This is a genomic window from Pseudonocardia abyssalis (assembly GCF_019263705.2).
In the GTDB taxonomy this organism is placed as follows: Bacteria; Actinomycetota; Actinomycetes; order Mycobacteriales; family Pseudonocardiaceae; genus Pseudonocardia; species Pseudonocardia abyssalis.
In genome coordinates, this window is the sequence record NZ_JADQDK010000001.1 from 5242713 (window position 1) to 5261060 (window position 18348).

Here is an 18348-nt window from a genome sequence, read left to right on the forward strand (position 1 = left end):
GGGCGGTCCGGACGGATGCGTACGGCTACCCGGATCCGGTCACGGATGGATCACGACCCCCGGCATCACGACCCCCGGCATCACGACCCCCAGCATCACGCCCCCCAGCGCAGCAGTCGCGTGAGCACGTCGACCAGGGTCGGCGGGCCGTCGTCGACGCACGGCTCGACGTCGGTGCTCCCGTCGGCGTGCAGGGCCAGGGTCCGGTCGGCGAGACCGTCGGCGTCGAGATCGGTGTGCAGGAGCAGATCGCCGGAGGGGTCGTCGGTGAACAGCGAGTCGGGCGTGCCGTCGTCGTCGGTGTCGAACCCGGCCGTGACGTCGGGGCAGGCGTCGCCGTCGGGCACCGCGCGGGGATCACGCATCGGCGACCTCCCGCGGTGCGAGCAGGGTCAGCTCGGCGTCGATCTCCGCACGTCGGTGGGCCAGTGCCGCGTCGAGGCGGGCGGTGGCCGTCGTCGCGCGGGCGGCGGTGCGACGGGTCAGTTCCGCGTCGACGCGGGCGTGCGTGACGGCCAGCAGGTCCGTGCCCCACCGGTGGAGCCGGGCGCGGTCGACGCCGGCCCGTCGGGCGCGGACGGCGGCCACCAGGACCAGTACGGCCCCGCCGAGCGCGGGTAGCAGCACGGCGGGGCCTGCGAAGCCGGACAGCGCGGCGAGCGGGAGCACCGCCAGTCGCCAGGCCCCGGCGTCGGCGAGCACCTCGACGATCCGGGCGCGGGGCGGGATCGGTGGATCCGGGACGGGTGCGGGGGGCGGATCGTCCGGCGGGACCGGGAGGAACACGCCCCGGTCCGCGGCCGTGCCGCGCTCGGCACCGACCGCACGGTCGGCCCAGCGTGCGTACGCGGCCGTCTCGATCGCCCGGGCCGCCGCGGACACGGCGGCCGCGGGATGGCCGTCCAGCGCGCGGCGGACGTCGGCGAGATGGGCGGCGGCCTCGGCGAGGGTGCCCGTCCTGGCCGCGGCGAGGGCGTCGCGCAGGTCGGTGCGTCCGGGCACGAGCAGTGCCTGCTGCGCGCGCAGTTCGTGGCGCCGGGCGCGCACGGCGTCGGCATAACGGTCGGCCATGGCGGCACGGTGGCAGGCCGGGCACCGGCGCGGGGAGGAACGGCGAGACGGTGTGCGATCGTGAACGGCCCCCGGCCCACCCCTGAAGGAGCCCGCGTGACCACGCGCCCGCCTACCGAGGACCGGCCCCGGATCACCAGCTTCGTGCACCACCGCGCGCGGCTCACCGAGGGCCAGCAGCGGGCCTGGGACCGGTCGTGGCCGGTGCTGGGCCGCGACGTCGACGACGTCGTCGACGGCTCCGTCGCCTACGACCCGCCCGCCTGGTTCGGCCGCACCGCCCCGCTGGTGCTGGAGATCGGGTCCGGCATGGGCGAGTCGACGGCCGCGCTCGCCGCCGCCGCTCCGGAGTACGACCACCTCGCGGTCGAGGTCTTCGAGCCGGGCCTCGCGCAGCTGCTCATGCGCGTCGAGGAGCTGGGACTGGGCAACCTCGCACTGCTCCGCGGCGACGCCGTCGAGCTGCTGCGGGCCCGGGTCCCCGAGGGCTCGCTCAGCGCCGTCCGGATCTTCTTCCCGGACCCCTGGCCCAAGCGCAAGCACCGCAAGCGCCGTCTGGTGCAGCCCGAGATCGCGGCGCTCGTCGCGTCCAGGCTCGCCCCGGGTGGGACGCTGCACCTGGCCACGGACTGGGACGACTACGCGACCCAGATGCGTGCGGTGTGTGACGGTGAACACTCCTTGGTGAACACGGCCGCCGATGAGCCGGGTGGCTGGTTCCCGCGCCCGGACTGGCGCCCGGTGACCAAGTTCGAGCAGCGCGCCCACCTGGGAGGACGTGCCGTTCATGATCTTCTCTACCGGCGCGGCTCCGCTGGGCGCACTAGCGATCACGCTTCGTGACCGTGTAGGAAGGTCGACGGCCCCGGTACGGGGAAGGCTGTCGGGGAGAGTGAGGCGTGTGTGACGGCGTTCGTCGATGAGAACACCGTTGTCCCGGCACCCCGTACCTGCCCGGCGAACCACGGTCCGTCCGCCCCGGCGGCGGTCGCCGCTGTCTCGATCGACGCCGCGACGGCGTTCCTGGAGCAGTTCCACGGGGAGACGACCCCGGCGCAGACGCTCGCGGGCCGGCTCGACGAGGTGTGCCGCGAGATCGACGAGACGGGCACCTACGTCCACACCCCCGACGAGCTGACGTTCGGCGCGCGGGTGGCCTGGCGCAACGCGGCCCGCTGCATCGGCCGTCTGTACTGGCACAGCCTGCGTGTGCGGGATCGCCGCGGGATCGCCGAGCCGGCCGACGTGGCCGCCGAGTGCGTCGCGCACCTGCGCGACGCCGGGCGCGACGGCCGGATCCGGTCCACCATCACGGTGTTCGCGCCCGACCGCCCCGGCGAGGCCGCCCCGCGCATCCACAACGAGCAGCTGGTCCGCTACGCCGGGCACCGCACCGCGAGCGGTCAGGTCCGGGGTGACGGCAGGTACGCCGACTTCACCGACCGGGCCGTCGAGCTGGGCTGGGAACGTCCGGAGCCACCCGGCCGGTTCGACGTCCTGCCGCTCCTGATCTCCCGCGGCGACGCGCAGCCGGAGCTGTTCGAGATCCCGGCCGACGCGGTGCTGGAGGTGGCGCTGCACCACCCCGAGTTCGCGTGGTTCACCGACCTGCGGCTGCGCTGGCACGCGGTGCCGGCGATCAGCAACATGCCGCTCGAGATCGGCGGCATCACCTACCCGGCGGCCCCGTTCAACGGCTGGTACCTCGGCACCGAGATCGGCGCCCGCAACCTCGCCGACGCCGACCGCTACGACCTGCTCCCGGTGATCGGCGACCGGCTCGGTCTGGACACGACCTCCGAACGCACGCTCTGGCGCGACCGGGCCATGCTGGAGATGCTGCGTGCGGTGCAGCACTCGTTCGACTCCGTGGGCGTCACCATGGCCGACCACCACACCGAGTCGGAGCGCTTCCTCACCCATGTCGCCCGCGAGGAGATCGCGGGGCGCCGCTGCCCGGCCGACTGGAGCTGGATCGTCCCCCCGGTCAGCGGCGGCCTCACGAAGGTCTACCACCGCTATTACGACGAGCCCGACCCCGAGATGCGCCCGGCCTACCTCCCGCCGACGCCCACGCCCTGACCCCACCCCGCGAGTCGCTACATCTGCGCCCGCGAGTCGCTGTTCTCGGGCCCGCGAGTCGCGGGTCCTGCGTCCGTCGCCCTCAGCCCGGGGCCGCGAGGCCGGGCACCTGGCGGGTGCGGCCGCGGAACTCCGCGACCACGACGTCGCCCGCCCGGACCGTCACGTCGTAGAGCCCGGAGCGACCGGCCAGCGCCCGCTCCACGGCCGTCGCGACCAGCTCGTCGCCCAACGCACCGGGCCGCAGGAACGTGATGTCGGCCCCGGCGGCGACCGCGGAGACGCCGTGGCTGTTGGACGCATGGGCGAGTGCGGCGTCGGCGAGCAGGAACACGAACCCGCCGTGGCAGATGCCGTGCCCGTTGAGGTGGCGCTCGGCCACCGTCAGCGTGACGACGGCCGTTCCGGGGCCGACGTCGAGCAGCCGAATGCCCGCACCACGGGCGGCGGCGTCGGTGCGTTCCATGGCGGCGGAGGTGCGGCGGGCGATCTCGGTGGGCTCGGTCATCGTGGCGGGATGCTATCCGGGGCCGGGGGATAGGGTCCGGGCCATGACGACCCCCGCGCCGACCTCGCCGCCTGCCCCCCGGGTGCTGCTGGTCTGGGACGCGCCGAACATGGACATGAGCCTGGGCTCGCTCCTGGGCGCCCGGCCGACGGCGGCCTTCCGCCCCCGGTTCGACGCGGTCGGGCGCTGGCTGCTCGACCTCGCGGGGCCGGAGTCGCTCGCCGAGGCCACCGTGTTCACCAACGTCGTCCCCGGCAGCACCGAGGTCGTCCGCCCCTGGGTGGAGGCGCTGCGCAACGTCGGCTTCGCGGTGTTTGCGAAGCCGAAGATCTCCGACGACTCCGACGTCGACGACGACATGCTCGCCCACATCCGCCTGCGCGCCGACGAAGGGCTGCTCGAGCACGTCGTCGTGGCCTCCGGTGACGGCCGCGCGTTCCGCGAGCCGCTGGAGGAGCTGCGGGCCAGGGGCACCTACGTCACGGTCATCGGGTTCCGCGAGCACGCGACGTTCGCGGTGGCGTCGGACGTGATGGAGTTCGTCGACCTCGAGGAGATCGACGGCGTCTTCCGCGAGCCGCTCCCGCGGATCACGCTCGACTCGCTGCCCGACGGCGGCGCCTGGCTCCCGCCGTTCCGCTCGCTGCGTTCGCTGCTGGAGCCCCGCCGGTGATCCGCCTGACCGCGCCGGTCGTGCTTCCGTGCGACCCGGCGTGCTCGGTGCTGCGCGACGGCGTCGTGGACGTCTCCGACGACGGCCGGATCACCTTCGTCGGGCCCCGCGCGTCGGCTCCGGCGTCGGACGCCCCGGTGCGCGCGCTGCCCGGCGTCCTGCTGCCCGGGCTGATCAACACCCACGCCCACACCCCGATGCTCGCCCTGCGCGGTGCGGGCGGCGACCTGCCGCTGCTGCGCTGGCTGCACGAGGTCATGTGGCCGATGGAGGCCCGGCTCACCGGCGACGACGTGCGCGCCGCGATGACGGCCGGCGGCGTCGAGCTGCTGCGCACCGGCTGCACCACGAGCGTCGAGATGTACTTCCACACCCAGGCCGTGCTCGACGCCGTGCACACCGTCGGTTCCCGCGTCGTGCTGACGCCCGGCGTCATCGCGGCCCCCGGCTGGGACCGACTCGGCACGTGGCAGCAGATGCGCGACGACATCTCCGCCCGCATCGACGCCGACGGCGTGGTGAACGGGCGCGTCGAGCTCGGGTACGGGCCGCACTCCGCGTACACGCTGCCGCCCGAGGCTCTCGCGTCGATCGGCGAGCACGCGCAGGCCCGGGGCGCGCTGCTGCACGTCCACGTCGCCGAGGCGGAGGAGGAGGACGCGGCCGCGCGCGCGTCGCACGGTTCGGTGCCCGCTCTGCTCGACGCCCTCGGCGTCCTCGACGGCCGCGTGCTCGCCGCCCACTCGATCCAGCTCTCCGACGACGACATCGCCCTGTTCTCCGCGCGCGGCACCGCCGTGGCGCACTGCCCGGGCTCGAACGCGAAGCTGGCCGCGGGGATCGCGAGGGTCACCGCGCTGCGCCGCGCGGGCGTGCGGGTCGGGCTGGGCACCGACGGCCCCGCCTCCGGCGACGATCTCGACGTCTGGTCCGAGGCCCGTCTCGCAGGCCTGCTTGCGCGTGTGACCAGCGGTGACGCGGCCGCGCTCACCGCGTCGGAGCTGCTGCTGATGGCGACCCGCGACGGAGCGGCCGCGATCGGTCGCGACGACCTCGGTGCGGTGGAGCCCGGCCGTTGGGCAGATCTGGTGCACGTCGACCTCGACGACCCGGTCTTCACCGACCCCGCCGACGACGCCCAGCTCCTGTCGAACCTGGTGTGGGCGGGCGGTTCCAGGTTGGTGCGCGACGTGTGGGTGGCCGGTGAACAGGTGCTGGCCGACGGCGAGCCGACTCGGGTGACCCGCGCGGAGACCACCGCGGCGATCCGCGACGTGGCCACCCGCCTCCGCGCCTGACCCAGGCCACCGTCCCCGGCGAGTTCCTCGGAACCGGCCCGCGAGTCGCTGCTTCCCGGCCCGCGAATCGCCGGCTCCACGTCCGCGAGTCGCTGCCTCTCCGCCCCCGAGTCGCTCATCCGACGAGTCGTTCCCGATGCGGTCGGGGGCGGAGCGCCCCGGCCGTACGACCGCGGGGGTCGAGCCCCCGAGCCACGAACGCCTCGTGCAGCTCCCGCTCGACCCGCAGCGTGCTCCGGAGATCGTCGACGTCCACCACGATGACGATCCACCCGAGGCCCCGCAGCGCCTGGACGCGCATCCCGTCCAGCTCGGTCCGGTCCAGGTGGGCCAGACGCCCGTCGTACTCGACGGCGATCCGCAGGGCCGGCCAGCTCAGATCGAGCCGCCACCGCGGACGCCCCTGGACGTCGTTCATCGAGTGGTTGACCTCCGGGACGGGGAACCCGAGGTCGACGATCCGCCACAGCATCCAGCTCTCCGCCGGGGACTCGGCGAGTCCGGTCGCCAGGTCCAGCAGTCGGGCTCCGACCCGGGTGCCCCGGGGATCGGGCCTGCGCCGCAACCGGTCGTGCAGCGTGGCCCGGAACGCCTCCCGCTGCTCGGGGGGCAACCGGGCGAGGGCCTGGTCCACCAGAGCGAGCGCGTCCTGGTGCCGTCGGCTGCACAGCACATCGGACAGGACGCGACCGAGGCAGAGCGCGGGGAGGCCGTGGATCTCGGTCGTGTCGTCGACGAGGTCGCGCCCGTTGTGGACGACGAGGCCCCTGCCGGTCCGGCGCGTGCTGCCGTAGGGGACGAGGAGATCCACCGGTGTCGGATCGACGGCGTCCAACCCGTGCAGGAACGCGGCGGTCGGTCCCGACGCGCGGGCCTCCGGTCCGCCGGCGAGCAATCCGGCCGCGACGACGGTGAGCGGTTCGGCGGCGCGGGCCGGATCGACCACCACGCCCGGCCAGGGGGTGGCGAACGTGCCGTCGGCGATCGCGGATCGGACCCGCTTCTCGCCGATCAACCGGACCGCGTCGCGGCGCAGGCACGCGCCGTGGGGGACATCCATCGGGAACATCCCTCGACGGTGACGGCCAGCGGCCCGGTTGCGACGACGAACCCGGAACCTGGGGATGGTCGACGACCGATGTGGACAACTCGCCCGCCGTCGGGCGACTCGCGGGCGGAGAAGTGGCGCTCGCGGGCAGGGAAACAGCGACTCGCGGGCGGAGAAGTGGCGACTCGCGGGCGGGGAAGTGGCGACTCGCGGGCGGGGTGGGGGTGGACGTAGGAAGGGCCGGGGCCGCGGGGTGGCGGTCCGTCGTCGCCTCCCCGCGGGCCGCCGGCCCCGTCCGTGCGTGCGGTCCGCTCCCCAGCCGACCGCACATCCCACCGCCCCGGCACGATCCGGGGCGGCGGTCGTCTCAACGACTTCCGGCGCTCTCCAGCCGGAAGTGGTGTCGTCCGCCCTCGCGCGGCTCGACGAGCGCGTGGGCGCCCGAGTCCGTCGTCGCCGACCGGCGGCGCCGCGGGACCCGCGGTGGCAGCACGGGCGAGGGCGCCGCGGCGGCCGCGAAGGCCTGTACCGGGATCGGCGCCGTCAGCGGGTCGCGGCGGAACTCGTCCACCTCGCTGGGGGCCGGCGCGTCCTGCCGCCTGCGGCCCGGCCCCTCGGCCCGGCGGCCGGGCCAGTCCACGCGATTGAGCGCGTGGAAGATCGGGGTCAGCACCGCGTCCTCGTTGACGGCGTGCCGCCCCGCGGCACCGCCTCCGTGGACGGCCGATCGCCGCATCTCGCCGTATCCCCTGACCACGTCCGACACCACGCACCTCCGCTGCTCCGAGTGCACCGCTCATGTGGACCGTTCAGCGCACTTGATAGCCACAACGGGGGACACTCGCTCGGGGAAACGGTTCGGGGGCGACGGTTACAGCGATTCGGCAAGATTACGCTCGTTCGGGTGGACTCTGTTCCCGATCACACTCTCCTGAGTGTCCGGGAAGCGCCCGCTGCAGCCGTCGTGGCCAGGATCCAGCCCGCGGAGACGAGCGCACCGGCGATCTACTGCGACGCGCCGACGAGCCGCCGGTACCCGTCCTGCCCGAGGTCCACGATCGGGGGCGGCATGTCGGCGGCGAACAACCGGGGATTCGAGGCGGGGGTTCTGGTCGGCGTCGATCGGCACCGTTCGTGGAACGCGAACCAGTCGGTCCCGAGCGCCCACACGCCGATCGACCAGCACACGGCCAGCCACGGGCGGTACCCGTGACCCACGGTCCAGCGCTGCAGCGCACCTCGGATCCGGGCCGCCGGACCGGTCGTGGCGTAGCGTCGGTGCTGCCGTGCGATGAGCACCGGCTCGGCCATCTCGTCCTGCCTCGCGCACTGGTACGCGGCGGACAATCGGTCGCAGAACGCCGGAGCGTAGCCATCACTCACCCGAGCGATGCAATGGAGCCGCTTTCGGACGTCCACTGACCGGGTGTCGTTCAACGCACCGTAGGCGAATCCGTCGAGAAGCACGGAATCCGCGTGCCGAACGGCCCAGCCACAATGTCGGGGAATCGCGGAAAGCGCCGACCTGTGCCTGTTCGAGCCGGACCATCCCCGCGCGGTGTCTCGGCGAGCTCCGCGACCAGCTCCGCGGTCGTCAGGCCGTAGGCGTTGAGGGCGTAGCGGGCAGGCCCCGTCCAGCGTCATGCGGGTCAGGTCGAGGGCGTCGACGGTGGGCGAGGTCAGCTCGTCACCGCCGAGGTCGAGCTCGTGCCCCGCGGCCGGCACCGCCACCGGATCCCGGGCCACGTCCGCGTCGGTACCACGGATCCACGGCCCCCGGAGAGCGCTACCGTGCGGATCGTGACCGAACGGCGATCGCCGATCCCCACACCGCTGCGCGTCACCTCCGAGGTGTGCGCGCGCCTGCTCGTCGTCGCGGCGGCACTGGCCCTGCTGATCTACCTCGTCGTGCAGCTGCGCGTCGTCGTCATCCCGGTGGCGATCGCGGTGCTGCTGGCCGCCCTGCTCGCGCCGGCCGTGCAGTGGCTGACGACCCGCCGCGTGCCCCGCGGTGTCGCCACCGCACTCGTGCTCGTCACCGGCCTCGCGCTGCTCGGCGGGCTGCTCTCCTTCGTCGTCAACACCTTCATCGGCGGCTTCCCCGCACTGCAGGAGCAGCTGAGGAAGAGCTTCGGCTCGATCGAGCGGGTGCTCTCCGGTGCGCCGTTCACGCTGCCGCCCGACGTCCTGCGCACGTTGCCCGCCGAGCTCGGGCAGACGATCAGCGACAACCGCAACGCGCTGACCTCCGGCGCGCTCAGCACCGCGGCGACCGTCACCGAGATCGCCGCGGGCACCGCACTCGCCCTGTTCGCGCTCATCTTCTTCCTCTACGACGGCCCGGTGATCTGGCGCTTCCTGCTCCGCGCGGCGCCGAGGGTGCGCCGCGACCGCGTCGACGCGGCCGGGCGGCGCGCGTTCGCCTGCCTCGTCGGCTACGTCCGCGCGACGGCACTGGTGGCGGTCGTCGACGCCGTGGGCATCGGGCTCGGACTGGCGATCGTCGGCGTGCCGCTGGTGGTGCCGCTGGCTGCGCTGGTCTTCCTCGGGGCGTTCGTGCCGACGGTCGGTGCGGTGGTCACCGGTGGTGTCGCGGTGCTGGTGGCGCTCGTCGCGAACGGCCCGATCCCGGCGCTGATCGTGCTGCTGATCGTCATCGGGGTGCAGCAGCTGGAGGGCCACATCCTGCAGCCGCTGCTGCTGGGGCGGGCGGTCCGACTGCACGCGCTCGCGGTGGTGCTGGCGGTGGCCGCGGGAGTCGTCGTCGCCGGGATCACCGGCGCCCTGCTGGCCGTGCCGCTGCTGGCCGTGCTCAATACCGCGGTCAAGTCGCTGACCGCCGACGCCGAACCCGCCCCCGACACGATCGACGCCGTCGACCCGCGCCAGGCCCAGCCCGGGCCCCCGCTACCGTCGCCGGCCCCGGGCCGGATCCGGTTGTCCCTGCGCCGGCTGCGCAGCCCCGCCTCAGACCAGCCCGGCGAGTCGGTACGCGACGAGTGATCCGGCTACGGCGACGTCGAGGCTGCTCCCCGTGCCGATCACGGGGATCTCGACGACCCGGGCGAGCAGTGCCGACGCCTCCGGCGGATGCCGTCGCTCCTGTGGCCCGAGCACCACGACGGTGTGCTGCGGGGTGCCGAGTTCGTGCCGTGCAGCGGCCACAACGGGGCGCCGACGATGTGGTCCCGGCAGGGTGCCGACGTGGCCTGCGGCGCCGGCGCAGCTCGCTGCGGGTACGGATGCGCGGGGCGCTCACCGGCGCGGGGCGGTGCTCCTGCTCCCGGGATCCATGATCGGGAACCTACGCCGCGGCGTCGAGCTTCTCCACGGTCTCCTGGTCGAGCACGAGCTCGGCGGCCCGGGCGTTCTCCTCGACGTGGGCGAGCGAGGAGGTGCCCGGGATCGGCAACATCACCGACGACCGGCGCAGCAGCCAGGCGAGCGCCACCTGCGACGCGGTGGCCCCGAGGCGTTCGGCGGTCTCGGCGACCGGCCCGCCGGGCTCCGCGAGGCGGCCCGAGGCGATCGGGAACCACGGCACGAACCCGATGCCCTGCTCGGTGCAGTACCGCAGTACGGCGTCGCTCGCGCGGTCGACGAGGTTGTAGCGGTTCTGCACCGTGGCGACGTCGACGGTCCGGCGGGCCTGCTCGATCTGCTCGATCCCCACCTCGGACAGCCCGATCTCGGCGACCTTGCCCTCGGCCTTCAGCGCGGCGAGCACGCCGAACTGCTCGTCGGCGGGGACGGCCGGGTCGACGCGGTGCAGCTGGAACAGGTCGATGCGCTCCACGCCCAGACGCCGCAGCGACATCTCGCACTGCTGGCGCAGGTACTCCGGCCGCCCGCACGGGTGCCACTCACCGGGTCCGGTGCGCAGCAGGCCGGCCTTCGTGGCGATCGTCAGGCCCGCGTACGGGTGCAGGGCACGCCGGAGCAGGTCCTCGGCGACCTCGGGGCCGTAGGAGTCGGCGGTGTCGAACAGGTCGGTGCCCAGCTCGGCGGCCCGGCGGAGCACCGCGATCGCGGCGTCGGGGTCGGCGGGCGGGCCCCACACGCCGGGCCCGGTGAGCTGCATGGTGCCGAAGCCGAGCCGGTTCACGGCCGGCCCGTCGCCGATGCGGAAGGAGGAGGTCATCACCTCACGTTCCACGGTCCGCGACCGACCTGCAGCCGATCGTGACGGTCGTCGCCGCGCCGACCGCGTCACGCGCAATTGCCGGGCCAGGCGGCGGGGGCTAGCGTTCCGCCGTGGCAAAGATCGCGTCATCGAAGATCCAGTCCCTGCCGCAGGCCGTGTCCGAGCTCGTGCACGACGGGGACGTCGTCGCGCTCGAGGGCTTCACGCACCTCATCCCGTTCGCGGCGGGACACGAGATCATCCGTCAGGGCCGTCGGGATCTCACGCTCGTGCGCATGACCCCCGACCTGGTCTACGACCAGATGATCGGTGCGGGTTGCGCGTCGAAGCTGGTGTTCTCCTGGGGCGGCAACCCCGGTGTCGGGTCCCTGCACCGCATGCGCGACGCGCTGGGCGCCGGCTGGCCGGTGCCGCTGCAGATCGAGGAGCACAGCCACGCGGGGATGGCCAACCGCTACGTCGCGGGGGCGTCCGGGCTGCCGTTCGCGGTGCTGCGCGGCTACGCAGGCACGGAGCTGCCCGAGCACACCGACACGATCTCCACGGTCACCTGCCCGTTCACCGGCGAGGAGCTCGCCGCGGTGAAGGCGCTGAACCCCGACGTGTCGATCGTGCACGCGCAACGCGCCGACCGCGCGGGCAACGTGCAGTTCTGGGGCATCCTCGGCGTGCAGAAGGAGGCGGTGCTCGCGGCGCAGCGGGCGATCGTCACCGTCGAGGAGATCGTCGACGAGCTGACGCCGGTACCCGGTGCGGTCGTGCTCCCGAGCTGGGTGCTCGACGCGGTGGTGGTGGCCCCCGGCGGCGCCGCCCCGTCCTACGCCCACGGCTACTACGACCGCGACAACGCCGCGTACAAGGCGTGGGACAAGGTCAGCCGGGACCGCGAGGCGTTCTCGGTGTGGCTCAAGGACCTGAAGGAGAACGCGTCGTGACGACCGCAGAGCTCACGTGGACCGCCGACGAGATGATGAGCGTCGCCGCGTCGCGCGCGCTGCGCGACGGCCAGGCGTGCTTCGTCGGGATCGGGCTGCCGTCCACCGCGGCCAACCTCGCCCGCCGCCTGCACGCGCCGGACCTCGTCCTGATCTACGAGTCGGGCACCATCGGCACCGAGCCCGACGAGCTGCCGCTGTCCATCGGCGACGGGATCCTCGCCGAGTCCGCGCTGTCGGTCGTCTCGGTCCCGGAGATCTTCAACTACTGGCTGCAGCCCGGGCGGATCGACGTCGGCTTCCTCTCCGGGGCCCAGATCGACCGGTTCGGCAACATCAACACCACCGTCATCGGCGAGTACGCCGAGCCGTCGGTGCGGCTGCCCGGGTCCGGCGGGGCGCCGGAGATCGCGGCGTCGTGCCGCGAGGTGATCGTCGTGATGCGCCAGCGGCTGCGGGCGTTCGTCAGCCAGGTCGACTTCGTGACGTCGGTCGGCCACGGGTCCGGCCCGGGCGACCGCGCCCGCCTCGGCCTGCGCGGCGCCGGACCGGTCCGGGTCATCACCGACCTCGGCGTGCTCGAACCCGACCCCGAGTCGGCGGAGCTGGTGCTCACGGCTCTGCACACCGGCATCACGATCGAGCAGGTGCACGCGGAGACCGGCTGGGAGCTGGAGATCTCGCCCGACCTGAAGATCACCGCACCGCCCACCGAGAAGGAACTCTCGACGCTGCGCGGGCTGAAGACGGTGGGCGCGTCGTGACCGTCGCCCTGCACCACGTCGACGAGGGCCCGCGCGACGCGCCCGTGATCGTGCTGTGCGGTTCGCTCGGCTCCACCGTCGAGATGTGGAGCCCCCAGGTCGAACCGCTGACCGAGCGGTTCCGGGTGATCCGCGTCGACCACCGCGGCCACGGCGGCTCGCCCGTCCCGCCCGGTCCGTACACGATCGCCGACATGGCGGGCGACGTCCTGGCCCTGCTCGACTCACTCGGCCTCGACCGCGTCGCCTACTGCGGCCTGTCGATGGGCGGGTGCGTCGGCATGCACCTGGCGTCCGAGGCGCCCGAGCGGATCAGCGCGCTGACGCTGTGCTGCACGTCGTCGTACTGGCCGGACCCGAGCGTGTGGGTCGACCGGATCGCCGCCGTCGAGTCCGGCGGCACCGCGCCGATCGCCGCGACGATCGTGTCGCGCTGGTTCACCCCGTCCTTCGCCGACGCTCGTCCCGAGGTCGTCGCCGGGGCCGTCGGACAGGTCGCGATGACGCCCGACGACGGGTACGCGTCCTGCTGCGCGGCGCTGCGCGACTTCGACCACCGCCCGCGCCTCGGCGCGATCACCGCCCCCACGCTGGTGATCGCCGGCTCCGCGGACCCGTCGACGCCGGTCGAGCCGCACGCGCGCACGATCGTCGAGGGCATCCCGGGTGCCCGACTGGAGGTCCTCGACGCCGCGCACCTCGCGACGATTGAGCAATCGGAGCAAGCCGCTGAGCTGATCGCCGGCAACTCCACAGCGTGACCAACCCCTCCGTTTAGCCAGGCCTGCCGCCGCCTATTCTGAGCCCGACGGAGGTACCGGGGTCGACGAGGAGCTCGGGATCGGACACGAGCTCCATCGGAGGCGATCGCACGTGCTGAACGACCGTGAGAGACAGGTCCTCGCCCGGATCGAGCACCACCTGGCGATCACCGATCCGGAGTTCATCCAGCTCTTCCGGGCTGCGACCCCGCGCCGCGCCGGCGTCAACCCCAGCCTTCTCCTGGTGCTCGGGCTCGCGCTGATGGTGCTCGGGTCCGCCGTCATGGCGGTCCCGGTCGCGGTGCTCGGCATGGCGGTGGCCGCGGGTGCACTGGTCGTCGCCTTCCAGCGCAACGGCGCCGCGGGCTTCAGTCCCGCCTGAGGTCGTCGACGTGGGTCTCCGCCCACGCCCGTAGCGGCGCGAGCGCGGCGCAGAGGCCGCGGCCGCGGTCGGTGAGCGTGTAGCTCACCGACACCGGGACGGTGGCCTCCACCGCCCGGGAAACCAGGTCGTGGTCCTGCAGCCGGCGCAGTGTCTGCGTGAGCATCTTCTGGCTGACGCCCTCCACCGCCCGCCTGAGGTCCGCCGTGCGCGTCTCCCCGCCATCGTGCAGAGCGATGAGCACGAGCACCGACCAGCGGTCGCCGATCACGCCCATCAGCCGGTGCGTCGGGCACTGGGCGCGCATCACGATCTCGTCGCCGGTCTCGCGTCGGGTGGGCACCACCAGGTACCTATAGCACGCGGAAGTGCGGTCTTCCGGCTGCGGACCGGCCGTCCTAGCGTCGTGGACATGAGCCTCCCCGGACCCGACGCCGTCATCCGGACCGTCGCCGAGCAGGCGGTCATCACCTCACCGGTGATGACGACCGTCATCGTGGCCCCCGGCTCGACCACGGAGCAGGAGTACGGGCTGTTCGAGGTGCGTCTGTCGCCGGGTGCGCCCGGCGCGCTGCCGCACTACCACGAGGGGTTCAGCGAGTCGTTCTACGTGCTGTCCGGGCGCCTCGCGGTGCGCACCGGCGACCTGTGGACCTCGGCGGGCAGCGGCGACCTCGTCCGGGTGCCGCGCCGCGGCGTGCACGCGTTCCGACCCGACGGCGACGACGAGACGCGCTTCCTCATCCTGTTCACCCCGGCCGGGCAGCCCCGCGAGGAGTACTTCGCCGAGATGGCGGCGTTGGCCGACCGGGACGTGCCACCGACGACCGCGGAGATCGACGCGATCGCGCTGCGGCACGACCAGGTCAACCTCCGCTGACCGGCCGACCTGCGCTGAGCCTCAGCCGTGGGCGAGGTCGGCGAACCGGCTGTAGTGCAGCTGGTGCGCGACGACGATCGTGGTGGTGGGCCCGTTGCGGTGCTTGGCCAGGATCAGGTCGGCCTCGCCCGCGCGGGGGTCGTCGCGCTCGAACGCGTCAGGGCGGTGCAGCAGGATCACCATGTCGGCGTCCTGCTCGATCGAGCCCGACTCTCGCAGGTCCGACAGCATCGGCCGCTTGTCGGTGCGCTGCTCGGGGCCGCGGTTGAGCTGGCTCATCGCGACGACCGGCACCTCGAGCTCCTTGGCCAGCAGCTTGATCTGCCGGGAGAACTCCGAGACCTCCTGCTGGCGCGACTCGACCTTGCGGCCGGAGGTCATGAGCTGGAGGTAGTCGAGGATGATCAGCTTCAGGTCGTGACGCTGTTTGAGCCGCCGCGCCTTCGCCCGGATCTCCATCAGCGTGAGGTTGGGCGAGTCGTCGATGAACAGCGGCGCCTCGCTGATCTCGCTCATCCGCCGCGCCATGCGCGTCCAGTCCTCGTCGCTCATCCGGCCGGCGCGCATGTCGGCCAGCTTGATCTGGGCCTCGGCCGAGAGCAGGCGCATCACGATCTCGGACTTGCTCATCTCGAGGGAGAACACCGCGCTGGTCATGCCGTGCTTGATGGAGCACGAGCGTGCGAAGTCGAGGCCCAGCGTGCTCTTGCCCAGACCCGGCCGGGCCGCGACGACGATCATCTGGCCCGGGTGCATGCCGTTGGTGACCGCGTCGAGGTCGGCGAAACCGGTGGGCACGCCGACCGACGCCCCTCCGCGGGACCCGATCGCGTCGATCTCGTCCATCGTGGGCTGGAGGAGCTCCTCCAGCGCGACGTAGTCCTCGCTCGTGGAGCGGTCGCTGACGTCGTAGAGCGTGGCCTGCGCGCGGTCGACGACATCGGCCACGTCGGCGCCGTCGGCGCCGTGGTAGCCCAGCTGCACGATGCGGGTGCCGGCCGAGACCAGCCGCCGCAGGATCGCCTTCTCCGCGACGATCTCGGCGTAGTAGGCGGCGTTGGCCGCGGTGGGGACCGTGGCGATGAGCGTGTGCAGGTAGGGGGCCCCGCCGAGGCGGATGAGGTCGCCCTTGCGCTGCAGCTCCGCCGAGACCGTGACGGCGTCGGCGGGCTCGCCCCGGCCGTAGAGATCGAGGATGCAGTCGTAGACCGTCTGGTGGGCGGGCTTGTAGAAGTCGTCGGGGCGCAGCACCTCGACGACGTCGGCGATGGCGTCCTTGCTCAGCAGCATGCCGCCGAGGACGGACTGCTCGGCCGTGAGGTCCTGCGGGGGCTGGCGGTCGAACGGCGAGCCACCCTCGCCGCCCTCGCCCGCGGGCCGCAGCGGACGGTCGGAGCCCGGCCGTCGCCCGGCCGGCCGGTCGTCGGTCAGTGCCATGCGTGCGCCACCTGTGTTCGGGTCACCCGGATCCGGCTCATACGCAGCGTCACCCCCACTTCCAGTATATCGAACGAGCGTTCGAGACGCACGGGCGAACTCCCGTCCACCGCTCGGTGAACGGTCGGCGTCGCCCGGCTCGTCGATCGAACCTGCGTCCGAAGGTAGGCGCTCGGACCGCACCCGCCTAACAGGCCTGTGCACGAACCTGGGGAGGACCTGTGCACGGATCGGTGGATGCCCTGGACGGCGTCGGGAGCGTGCTGTGGACAAAGTGGGGACAACTCGCCGATAAGCGGTATCTTCGCAGCTCAGAGCATGATCGGTGGTTGTGGACAACATTGTGGGCGTGTCGCGCGACACGCCGCCTTCGGCGTGTCGCAACGATCCCCACCCGGCGCATCGGGACGGTCACTCGTCGACGCGGGCGTACCCATCCGGCGTGTCATCGCGCGCCGCGGGGGCAGGGCGCCGCGACCCGTCGAGGAACGACGCCGGGGCGGGACCCGGGCGCGGAGCCCGGACCCCGCCCCGGTGACGGTGCGTGATCGGTGCCGGTGAACCGGCGGGTACTGCTACTGGCCGACGACGGCGACCCGGACCTCGGCGGTGACCTCGGGGTGCAGCCGGACCGTGACCGCGTGCGAACCCGTGGTCTTGATCTGCGGCACGTCGACGGCGCGCTTGTCGAGGGCGGGACCGCCCGCGGCCCGCACGGCCTCGACGATGTCGGCCGTGGTGACGGAGCCGAACAGTCGGCCCGAGTCGCCGGCGGCCTTCGCCTTCACGGTGACGCTGAGGTCACCGAGCTGGGTGGCGACCTCCTTGGCGTGCCCGAGGTCGCGGATCTGCCGCGCCTGCTGGGAGCGCTTGATGGACGCCACCTGCTTCTCCGCGCCGCGGGTGGCCGTGATGGCCAGCGAGCGGGGGAGCAGGTAGTTGCGGCCGTAGCCGTCCTTGACCTCGACGATGTCGCCGGGCGCACCCAGGTTGGGCACGTCGGCGGTGAGGATGAGCTTCATCTGGTCAGTCCTCGCTTATCGGGCGGTCGAGGTGTAGGGCAGCAGGGCCACCTCGCGGGAGTTCTTGACCGCGACCGCGACGTCACGCTGGTGCTGACGGCAGTTGCCGGTGACGCGACGGGCCCGGATCTTGCCGCGGTCGGAGATGAACTTCCGCAGCAGGCCGGTGTCCTTGTAGTCGATGTCCTGGGCCTTGTCCTTGCAGAACGCGCACACCTTCTTCTTCGGCTTGCGCAGGACGGGCTTGGCCATGGGGGTACTCCTGGTGGTTCTCGGTCACCGCGCGCGAGCGCGGGAGGGGGTGGATCTAGAAAGGGGGCTCGTCGTCGGCGGCGGGGCCGCTCCCGGCGGGCGGGGCGGAGCCCCACGGGTCGTCGTTCTGGCCACCGCGGGAGGATCCGCCGCCGCCGTTGTAGCCGCCGCCACCGGAGCTGCCTCCGGATCCGCCGCCGCTCCCGCTGCCGCCGAAGCCCCCGCCGTCGCCGCTTCCACGGCTGACCTTGTTGACCTTGGCGGTGGCGTACTTGAGCGACGGGCCGACCTCGTCGACCTCGAGCTCCACGACGGTGCGCTTCTCGCCCTCACGGGTCTCGAAGGAGCGCTGCCGCAACCGACCGGACACCATCACGCGCATGCCACGCGTGAGCGTCTCGGCGACGTTCTCGGCCGCCTGGCGCCACACGTTGCAGCGCATGAACAGCGCGTCGCCGTCCTTCCACTCGCCGGAAGCGCGGTCGAAGGTGCGCGGCGTGGCCGCGACGGTGAAGTTGGCGACCGCCGCGCCGGACGGGGTGAACCGCAGCTCCGGATCGGCGGTGAGGTTGCCGACCACGGTGATGACAGTCTCGCCGGCCATCGGGCCCGCCTCAGCTCGCCGCGGCGACGGCCGCGACGGCGGGCGCCGGGGCGGTCCGCTTCTTCTTCGGCTCGCGACGCAGCACCTTGGTGCGCAGCACGGACTCGTTGAGTCCGAGCTGGCGGTCGAGCTCGGACACGGTGGCCGGCTCGCAGGTGATCTCGATGACGGCGTAGATGCCCTCGGCGTGCTTGAGGATCTCGAAGGACAGGCGGCGCTTGCCCCAGACCTCGATCTTCTCGACGGTGCCCTTGTCGTTCTTCACGACGGTGAGGAACTGCTCCAGCGACGGCGTCACGGTGCGCTCGTCCAGGCTGGGGTCCAGGATGATCATCAATTCGTAATGGCGCATGAGAACCACTCACCTCCTACGGTCTGACGGCCGCGGTACGTCCGCGGCAGGAGGTTCTCAGAGCACCCCGACAGAATCGGGCCCCGCGATGGTGATGGGGGTGCGACGACAGCGTCCAGAGGGACGCCGGTCGGG

Annotated in this window: 24 protein-coding genes; 10 read left to right on the plus strand and 14 right to left on the minus strand. The window is 73.0% G+C overall.

Annotated elements, in window-relative coordinates; all coding sequences use genetic code 11:
- Positions 1 to 95: 95 nt before the first annotated feature.
- Together I4I81_RS25710 and I4I81_RS25715 are read right to left on the minus strand one after the other, a co-directional pair.
- Positions 96 to 365: a hypothetical protein gene (locus tag I4I81_RS25710; RefSeq protein ID WP_218616394.1), complete on the minus strand. Its 270-nt coding sequence runs from the start codon at positions 363 to 365 to the stop codon at positions 96 to 98.
- Entirely contained in the window at positions 358 to 1071 is a 714-nt protein-coding gene (locus I4I81_RS25715) for a hypothetical protein (protein WP_225924694.1), read from the minus strand. The genes I4I81_RS25710 and I4I81_RS25715 overlap by 8 nt, the downstream gene beginning before the upstream one ends.
- A 96-nt stretch (positions 1072 to 1167) precedes the next feature.
- Between I4I81_RS25715 and trmB the strand changes: the two genes are divergently transcribed.
- Positions 1168 to 1914 (plus strand): tRNA (guanosine(46)-N7)-methyltransferase TrmB, encoded by a 747-nt coding sequence (gene trmB / locus I4I81_RS25720; RefSeq protein WP_218602233.1) that lies wholly within the window; start codon positions 1168 to 1170, stop codon positions 1912 to 1914.
- A 60-nt stretch (positions 1915 to 1974) separates the two neighbouring features.
- Complete coding sequence (locus I4I81_RS25725) at positions 1975 to 3153, plus strand: nitric oxide synthase oxygenase (RefSeq protein WP_218602234.1); 1179 nt, start codon at positions 1975 to 1977, stop codon at positions 3151 to 3153.
- 82 nt (positions 3154 to 3235) lie between these two features.
- Here I4I81_RS25725 and paaI read toward each other — a convergent pair whose 3' ends face one another.
- Positions 3236 to 3661 (minus strand): hydroxyphenylacetyl-CoA thioesterase PaaI, encoded by a 426-nt coding sequence (paaI, locus tag I4I81_RS25730; RefSeq protein WP_218602235.1) that lies wholly within the window; start codon positions 3659 to 3661, stop codon positions 3236 to 3238.
- A 43-nt stretch (positions 3662 to 3704) separates the two neighbouring features.
- Between paaI and I4I81_RS25735 the strand changes: the two genes are divergently transcribed.
- Together I4I81_RS25735 and I4I81_RS25740 are read left to right on the plus strand one after the other, a co-directional pair.
- Complete coding sequence (locus tag I4I81_RS25735; protein ID WP_218602236.1) at positions 3705 to 4334, plus strand: NYN domain-containing protein; 630 nt, start codon at positions 3705 to 3707, stop codon at positions 4332 to 4334.
- Positions 4331 to 5632: an amidohydrolase family protein gene (locus I4I81_RS25740; protein ID WP_218602237.1), complete on the plus strand. Its 1302-nt coding sequence runs from the start codon at positions 4331 to 4333 to the stop codon at positions 5630 to 5632. Before I4I81_RS25735 ends, I4I81_RS25740 begins: the two co-directional genes overlap by 4 nt.
- Positions 5633 to 5747: 115 nt before the next feature.
- Here I4I81_RS25740 and I4I81_RS25745 read toward each other — a convergent pair whose 3' ends face one another.
- From I4I81_RS25745 to I4I81_RS25755, 3 genes are all read right to left on the minus strand, one after another.
- Positions 5748 to 6701 (minus strand): hypothetical protein, encoded by a 954-nt coding sequence (locus tag I4I81_RS25745; RefSeq protein WP_218602238.1) that lies wholly within the window; start codon positions 6699 to 6701, stop codon positions 5748 to 5750.
- A 346-nt stretch (positions 6702 to 7047) separates the two neighbouring features.
- Positions 7048 to 7437: a hypothetical protein gene (locus I4I81_RS25750; RefSeq protein WP_218604108.1), complete on the minus strand. Its 390-nt coding sequence runs from the start codon at positions 7435 to 7437 to the stop codon at positions 7048 to 7050.
- A 248-nt stretch (positions 7438 to 7685) separates the two neighbouring features.
- Complete coding sequence (locus tag I4I81_RS25755; protein WP_218604107.1) at positions 7686 to 8147, minus strand: hypothetical protein; 462 nt, start codon at positions 8145 to 8147, stop codon at positions 7686 to 7688.
- A 333-nt stretch (positions 8148 to 8480) separates the two neighbouring features.
- Between I4I81_RS25755 and I4I81_RS25760 the strand changes: the two genes are divergently transcribed.
- Entirely contained in the window at positions 8481 to 9683 is a 1203-nt protein-coding gene (locus I4I81_RS25760; protein WP_226363571.1) for an AI-2E family transporter, read from the plus strand.
- Here I4I81_RS25760 and I4I81_RS25765 read toward each other — a convergent pair.
- Together I4I81_RS25765 and I4I81_RS25770 are read right to left on the minus strand one after the other, a co-directional pair.
- Positions 9648 to 9845, minus strand: a complete 198-nt coding sequence (locus I4I81_RS25765) for an RNA methyltransferase (protein ID WP_218604105.1) — start codon at positions 9843 to 9845, stop codon at positions 9648 to 9650. The two genes, I4I81_RS25760 and I4I81_RS25765, sit on opposite strands and share 36 nt — an antisense overlap.
- 139 nt (positions 9846 to 9984) lie before the next feature.
- Complete coding sequence (locus tag I4I81_RS25770) at positions 9985 to 10821, minus strand: aldo/keto reductase (RefSeq protein ID WP_218604104.1); 837 nt, start codon at positions 10819 to 10821, stop codon at positions 9985 to 9987.
- A 113-nt stretch (positions 10822 to 10934) separates the two neighbouring features.
- On the opposite strand from I4I81_RS25770, the gene I4I81_RS25775 reads away from it, so the two are divergent.
- From I4I81_RS25775 to I4I81_RS25790, 4 genes are all read left to right on the plus strand, one after another.
- Positions 10935 to 11759, plus strand: coding sequence for a CoA transferase subunit A (locus tag I4I81_RS25775; RefSeq protein WP_226363572.1), 825 nt, complete (start codon positions 10935 to 10937; stop codon positions 11757 to 11759).
- 32 nt (positions 11760 to 11791) lie between these two features.
- The gene (locus tag I4I81_RS25780) at positions 11792 to 12523 is read left to right on the plus strand and encodes a CoA-transferase subunit beta (protein WP_218604111.1); all 732 of its coding nucleotides are present in this window, start codon (positions 11792 to 11794) and stop codon (positions 12521 to 12523) included.
- Positions 12520 to 13284: a 3-oxoadipate enol-lactonase gene (gene pcaD, locus I4I81_RS25785; protein ID WP_218604103.1), complete on the plus strand. Its 765-nt coding sequence runs from the start codon at positions 12520 to 12522 to the stop codon at positions 13282 to 13284. The genes I4I81_RS25780 and pcaD overlap by 4 nt, the downstream gene beginning before the upstream one ends.
- A 112-nt stretch (positions 13285 to 13396) precedes the next feature.
- The gene (locus I4I81_RS25790; protein WP_218604102.1) at positions 13397 to 13666 is read left to right on the plus strand and encodes a DUF3040 domain-containing protein; all 270 of its coding nucleotides are present in this window, start codon (positions 13397 to 13399) and stop codon (positions 13664 to 13666) included.
- On the opposite strand, the gene I4I81_RS25795 is transcribed toward I4I81_RS25790, so the two are convergent.
- Complete coding sequence (locus tag I4I81_RS25795; protein ID WP_226363573.1) at positions 13653 to 14012, minus strand: winged helix-turn-helix transcriptional regulator; 360 nt, start codon at positions 14010 to 14012, stop codon at positions 13653 to 13655. The genes I4I81_RS25790 and I4I81_RS25795 overlap by 14 nt on opposite strands.
- Positions 14013 to 14078: 66 nt before the next feature.
- Between I4I81_RS25795 and I4I81_RS25800 the strand changes: the two genes are divergently transcribed.
- Complete coding sequence (locus I4I81_RS25800) at positions 14079 to 14546, plus strand: cupin domain-containing protein (RefSeq protein ID WP_218604101.1); 468 nt, start codon at positions 14079 to 14081, stop codon at positions 14544 to 14546.
- 21 nt (positions 14547 to 14567) lie between these two features.
- Here I4I81_RS25800 and dnaB read toward each other — a convergent pair whose 3' ends face one another.
- The 5 genes from dnaB to rpsF form a co-directional block, all read right to left on the minus strand.
- The gene (gene dnaB / locus I4I81_RS25805; protein ID WP_225924695.1) at positions 14568 to 15983 is read right to left on the minus strand and encodes a replicative DNA helicase; all 1416 of its coding nucleotides are present in this window, start codon (positions 15981 to 15983) and stop codon (positions 14568 to 14570) included.
- Positions 15984 to 16558: 575 nt separating this feature from the next.
- Positions 16559 to 17005 carry a 50S ribosomal protein L9 gene (gene rplI, locus I4I81_RS25810; protein WP_218604100.1) on the minus strand — a complete coding sequence of 149 codons (447 nt, stop codon included), beginning with the start codon at positions 17003 to 17005 and terminating at the stop codon, positions 16559 to 16561.
- A 15-nt stretch (positions 17006 to 17020) separates the two neighbouring features.
- A complete protein-coding gene (gene rpsR, locus I4I81_RS25815; protein ID WP_094923024.1) occupies positions 17021 to 17257 on the minus strand; it encodes a 30S ribosomal protein S18 in 237 nt (78 codons plus the stop codon).
- Between the two features lie 55 nt (positions 17258 to 17312).
- Complete coding sequence (locus I4I81_RS25820; RefSeq protein WP_218616398.1) at positions 17313 to 17861, minus strand: single-stranded DNA-binding protein; 549 nt, start codon at positions 17859 to 17861, stop codon at positions 17313 to 17315.
- Between the two features lie 10 nt (positions 17862 to 17871).
- Complete coding sequence (gene rpsF / locus I4I81_RS25825) at positions 17872 to 18213, minus strand: 30S ribosomal protein S6 (RefSeq protein ID WP_218604961.1); 342 nt, start codon at positions 18211 to 18213, stop codon at positions 17872 to 17874.
- Between the last annotated feature and the right edge of the window lie 135 nt (positions 18214 to 18348).

What these genes read in the sequence shown, in the direction of transcription:
- I4I81_RS25710 (WP_218616394.1), bottom strand. Translation starts at nt 365, where the DNA reads ATGCGTGATCCCCGCGCGGTGCCCGACGGCGACGCCTGCCCCGACGTC.
- I4I81_RS25715 (WP_225924694.1), bottom strand. Translation starts at nt 1,071, where the DNA reads ATGGCCGACCGTTATGCCGACGCCGTGCGCGCCCGGCGCCACGAACTG.
- paaI (WP_218602235.1), bottom strand. Translation starts at nt 3,661, where the DNA reads ATGACCGAGCCCACCGAGATCGCCCGCCGCACCTCCGCCGCCATGGAA.
- I4I81_RS25735 (WP_218602236.1), top strand. Translation starts at nt 3,705, where the DNA reads ATGACGACCCCCGCGCCGACCTCGCCGCCTGCCCCCCGGGTGCTGCTG.
- I4I81_RS25745 (WP_218602238.1), bottom strand. Translation starts at nt 6,701, where the DNA reads ATGTTCCCGATGGATGTCCCCCACGGCGCGTGCCTGCGCCGCGACGCG.
- I4I81_RS25770 (WP_218604104.1), bottom strand. Translation starts at nt 10,821, where the DNA reads ATGACCTCCTCCTTCCGCATCGGCGACGGGCCGGCCGTGAACCGGCTC.
- I4I81_RS25780 (WP_218604111.1), top strand. Translation starts at nt 11,792, where the DNA reads ATGATGAGCGTCGCCGCGTCGCGCGCGCTGCGCGACGGCCAGGCGTGC.
- I4I81_RS25800 (WP_218604101.1), top strand. Translation starts at nt 14,079, where the DNA reads ATGAGCCTCCCCGGACCCGACGCCGTCATCCGGACCGTCGCCGAGCAG.
- dnaB (WP_225924695.1), bottom strand. Translation starts at nt 15,983, where the DNA reads ATGGCACTGACCGACGACCGGCCGGCCGGGCGACGGCCGGGCTCCGAC.
- rplI (WP_218604100.1), bottom strand. Translation starts at nt 17,005, where the DNA reads ATGAAGCTCATCCTCACCGCCGACGTGCCCAACCTGGGTGCGCCCGGC.
- rpsR (WP_094923024.1), bottom strand. Translation starts at nt 17,257, where the DNA reads ATGGCCAAGCCCGTCCTGCGCAAGCCGAAGAAGAAGGTGTGCGCGTTC.
- I4I81_RS25820 (WP_218616398.1), bottom strand. Translation starts at nt 17,861, where the DNA reads ATGGCCGGCGAGACTGTCATCACCGTGGTCGGCAACCTCACCGCCGAT.
- rpsF (WP_218604961.1), bottom strand. Translation starts at nt 18,213, where the DNA reads ATGCGCCATTACGAATTGATGATCATCCTGGACCCCAGCCTGGACGAG.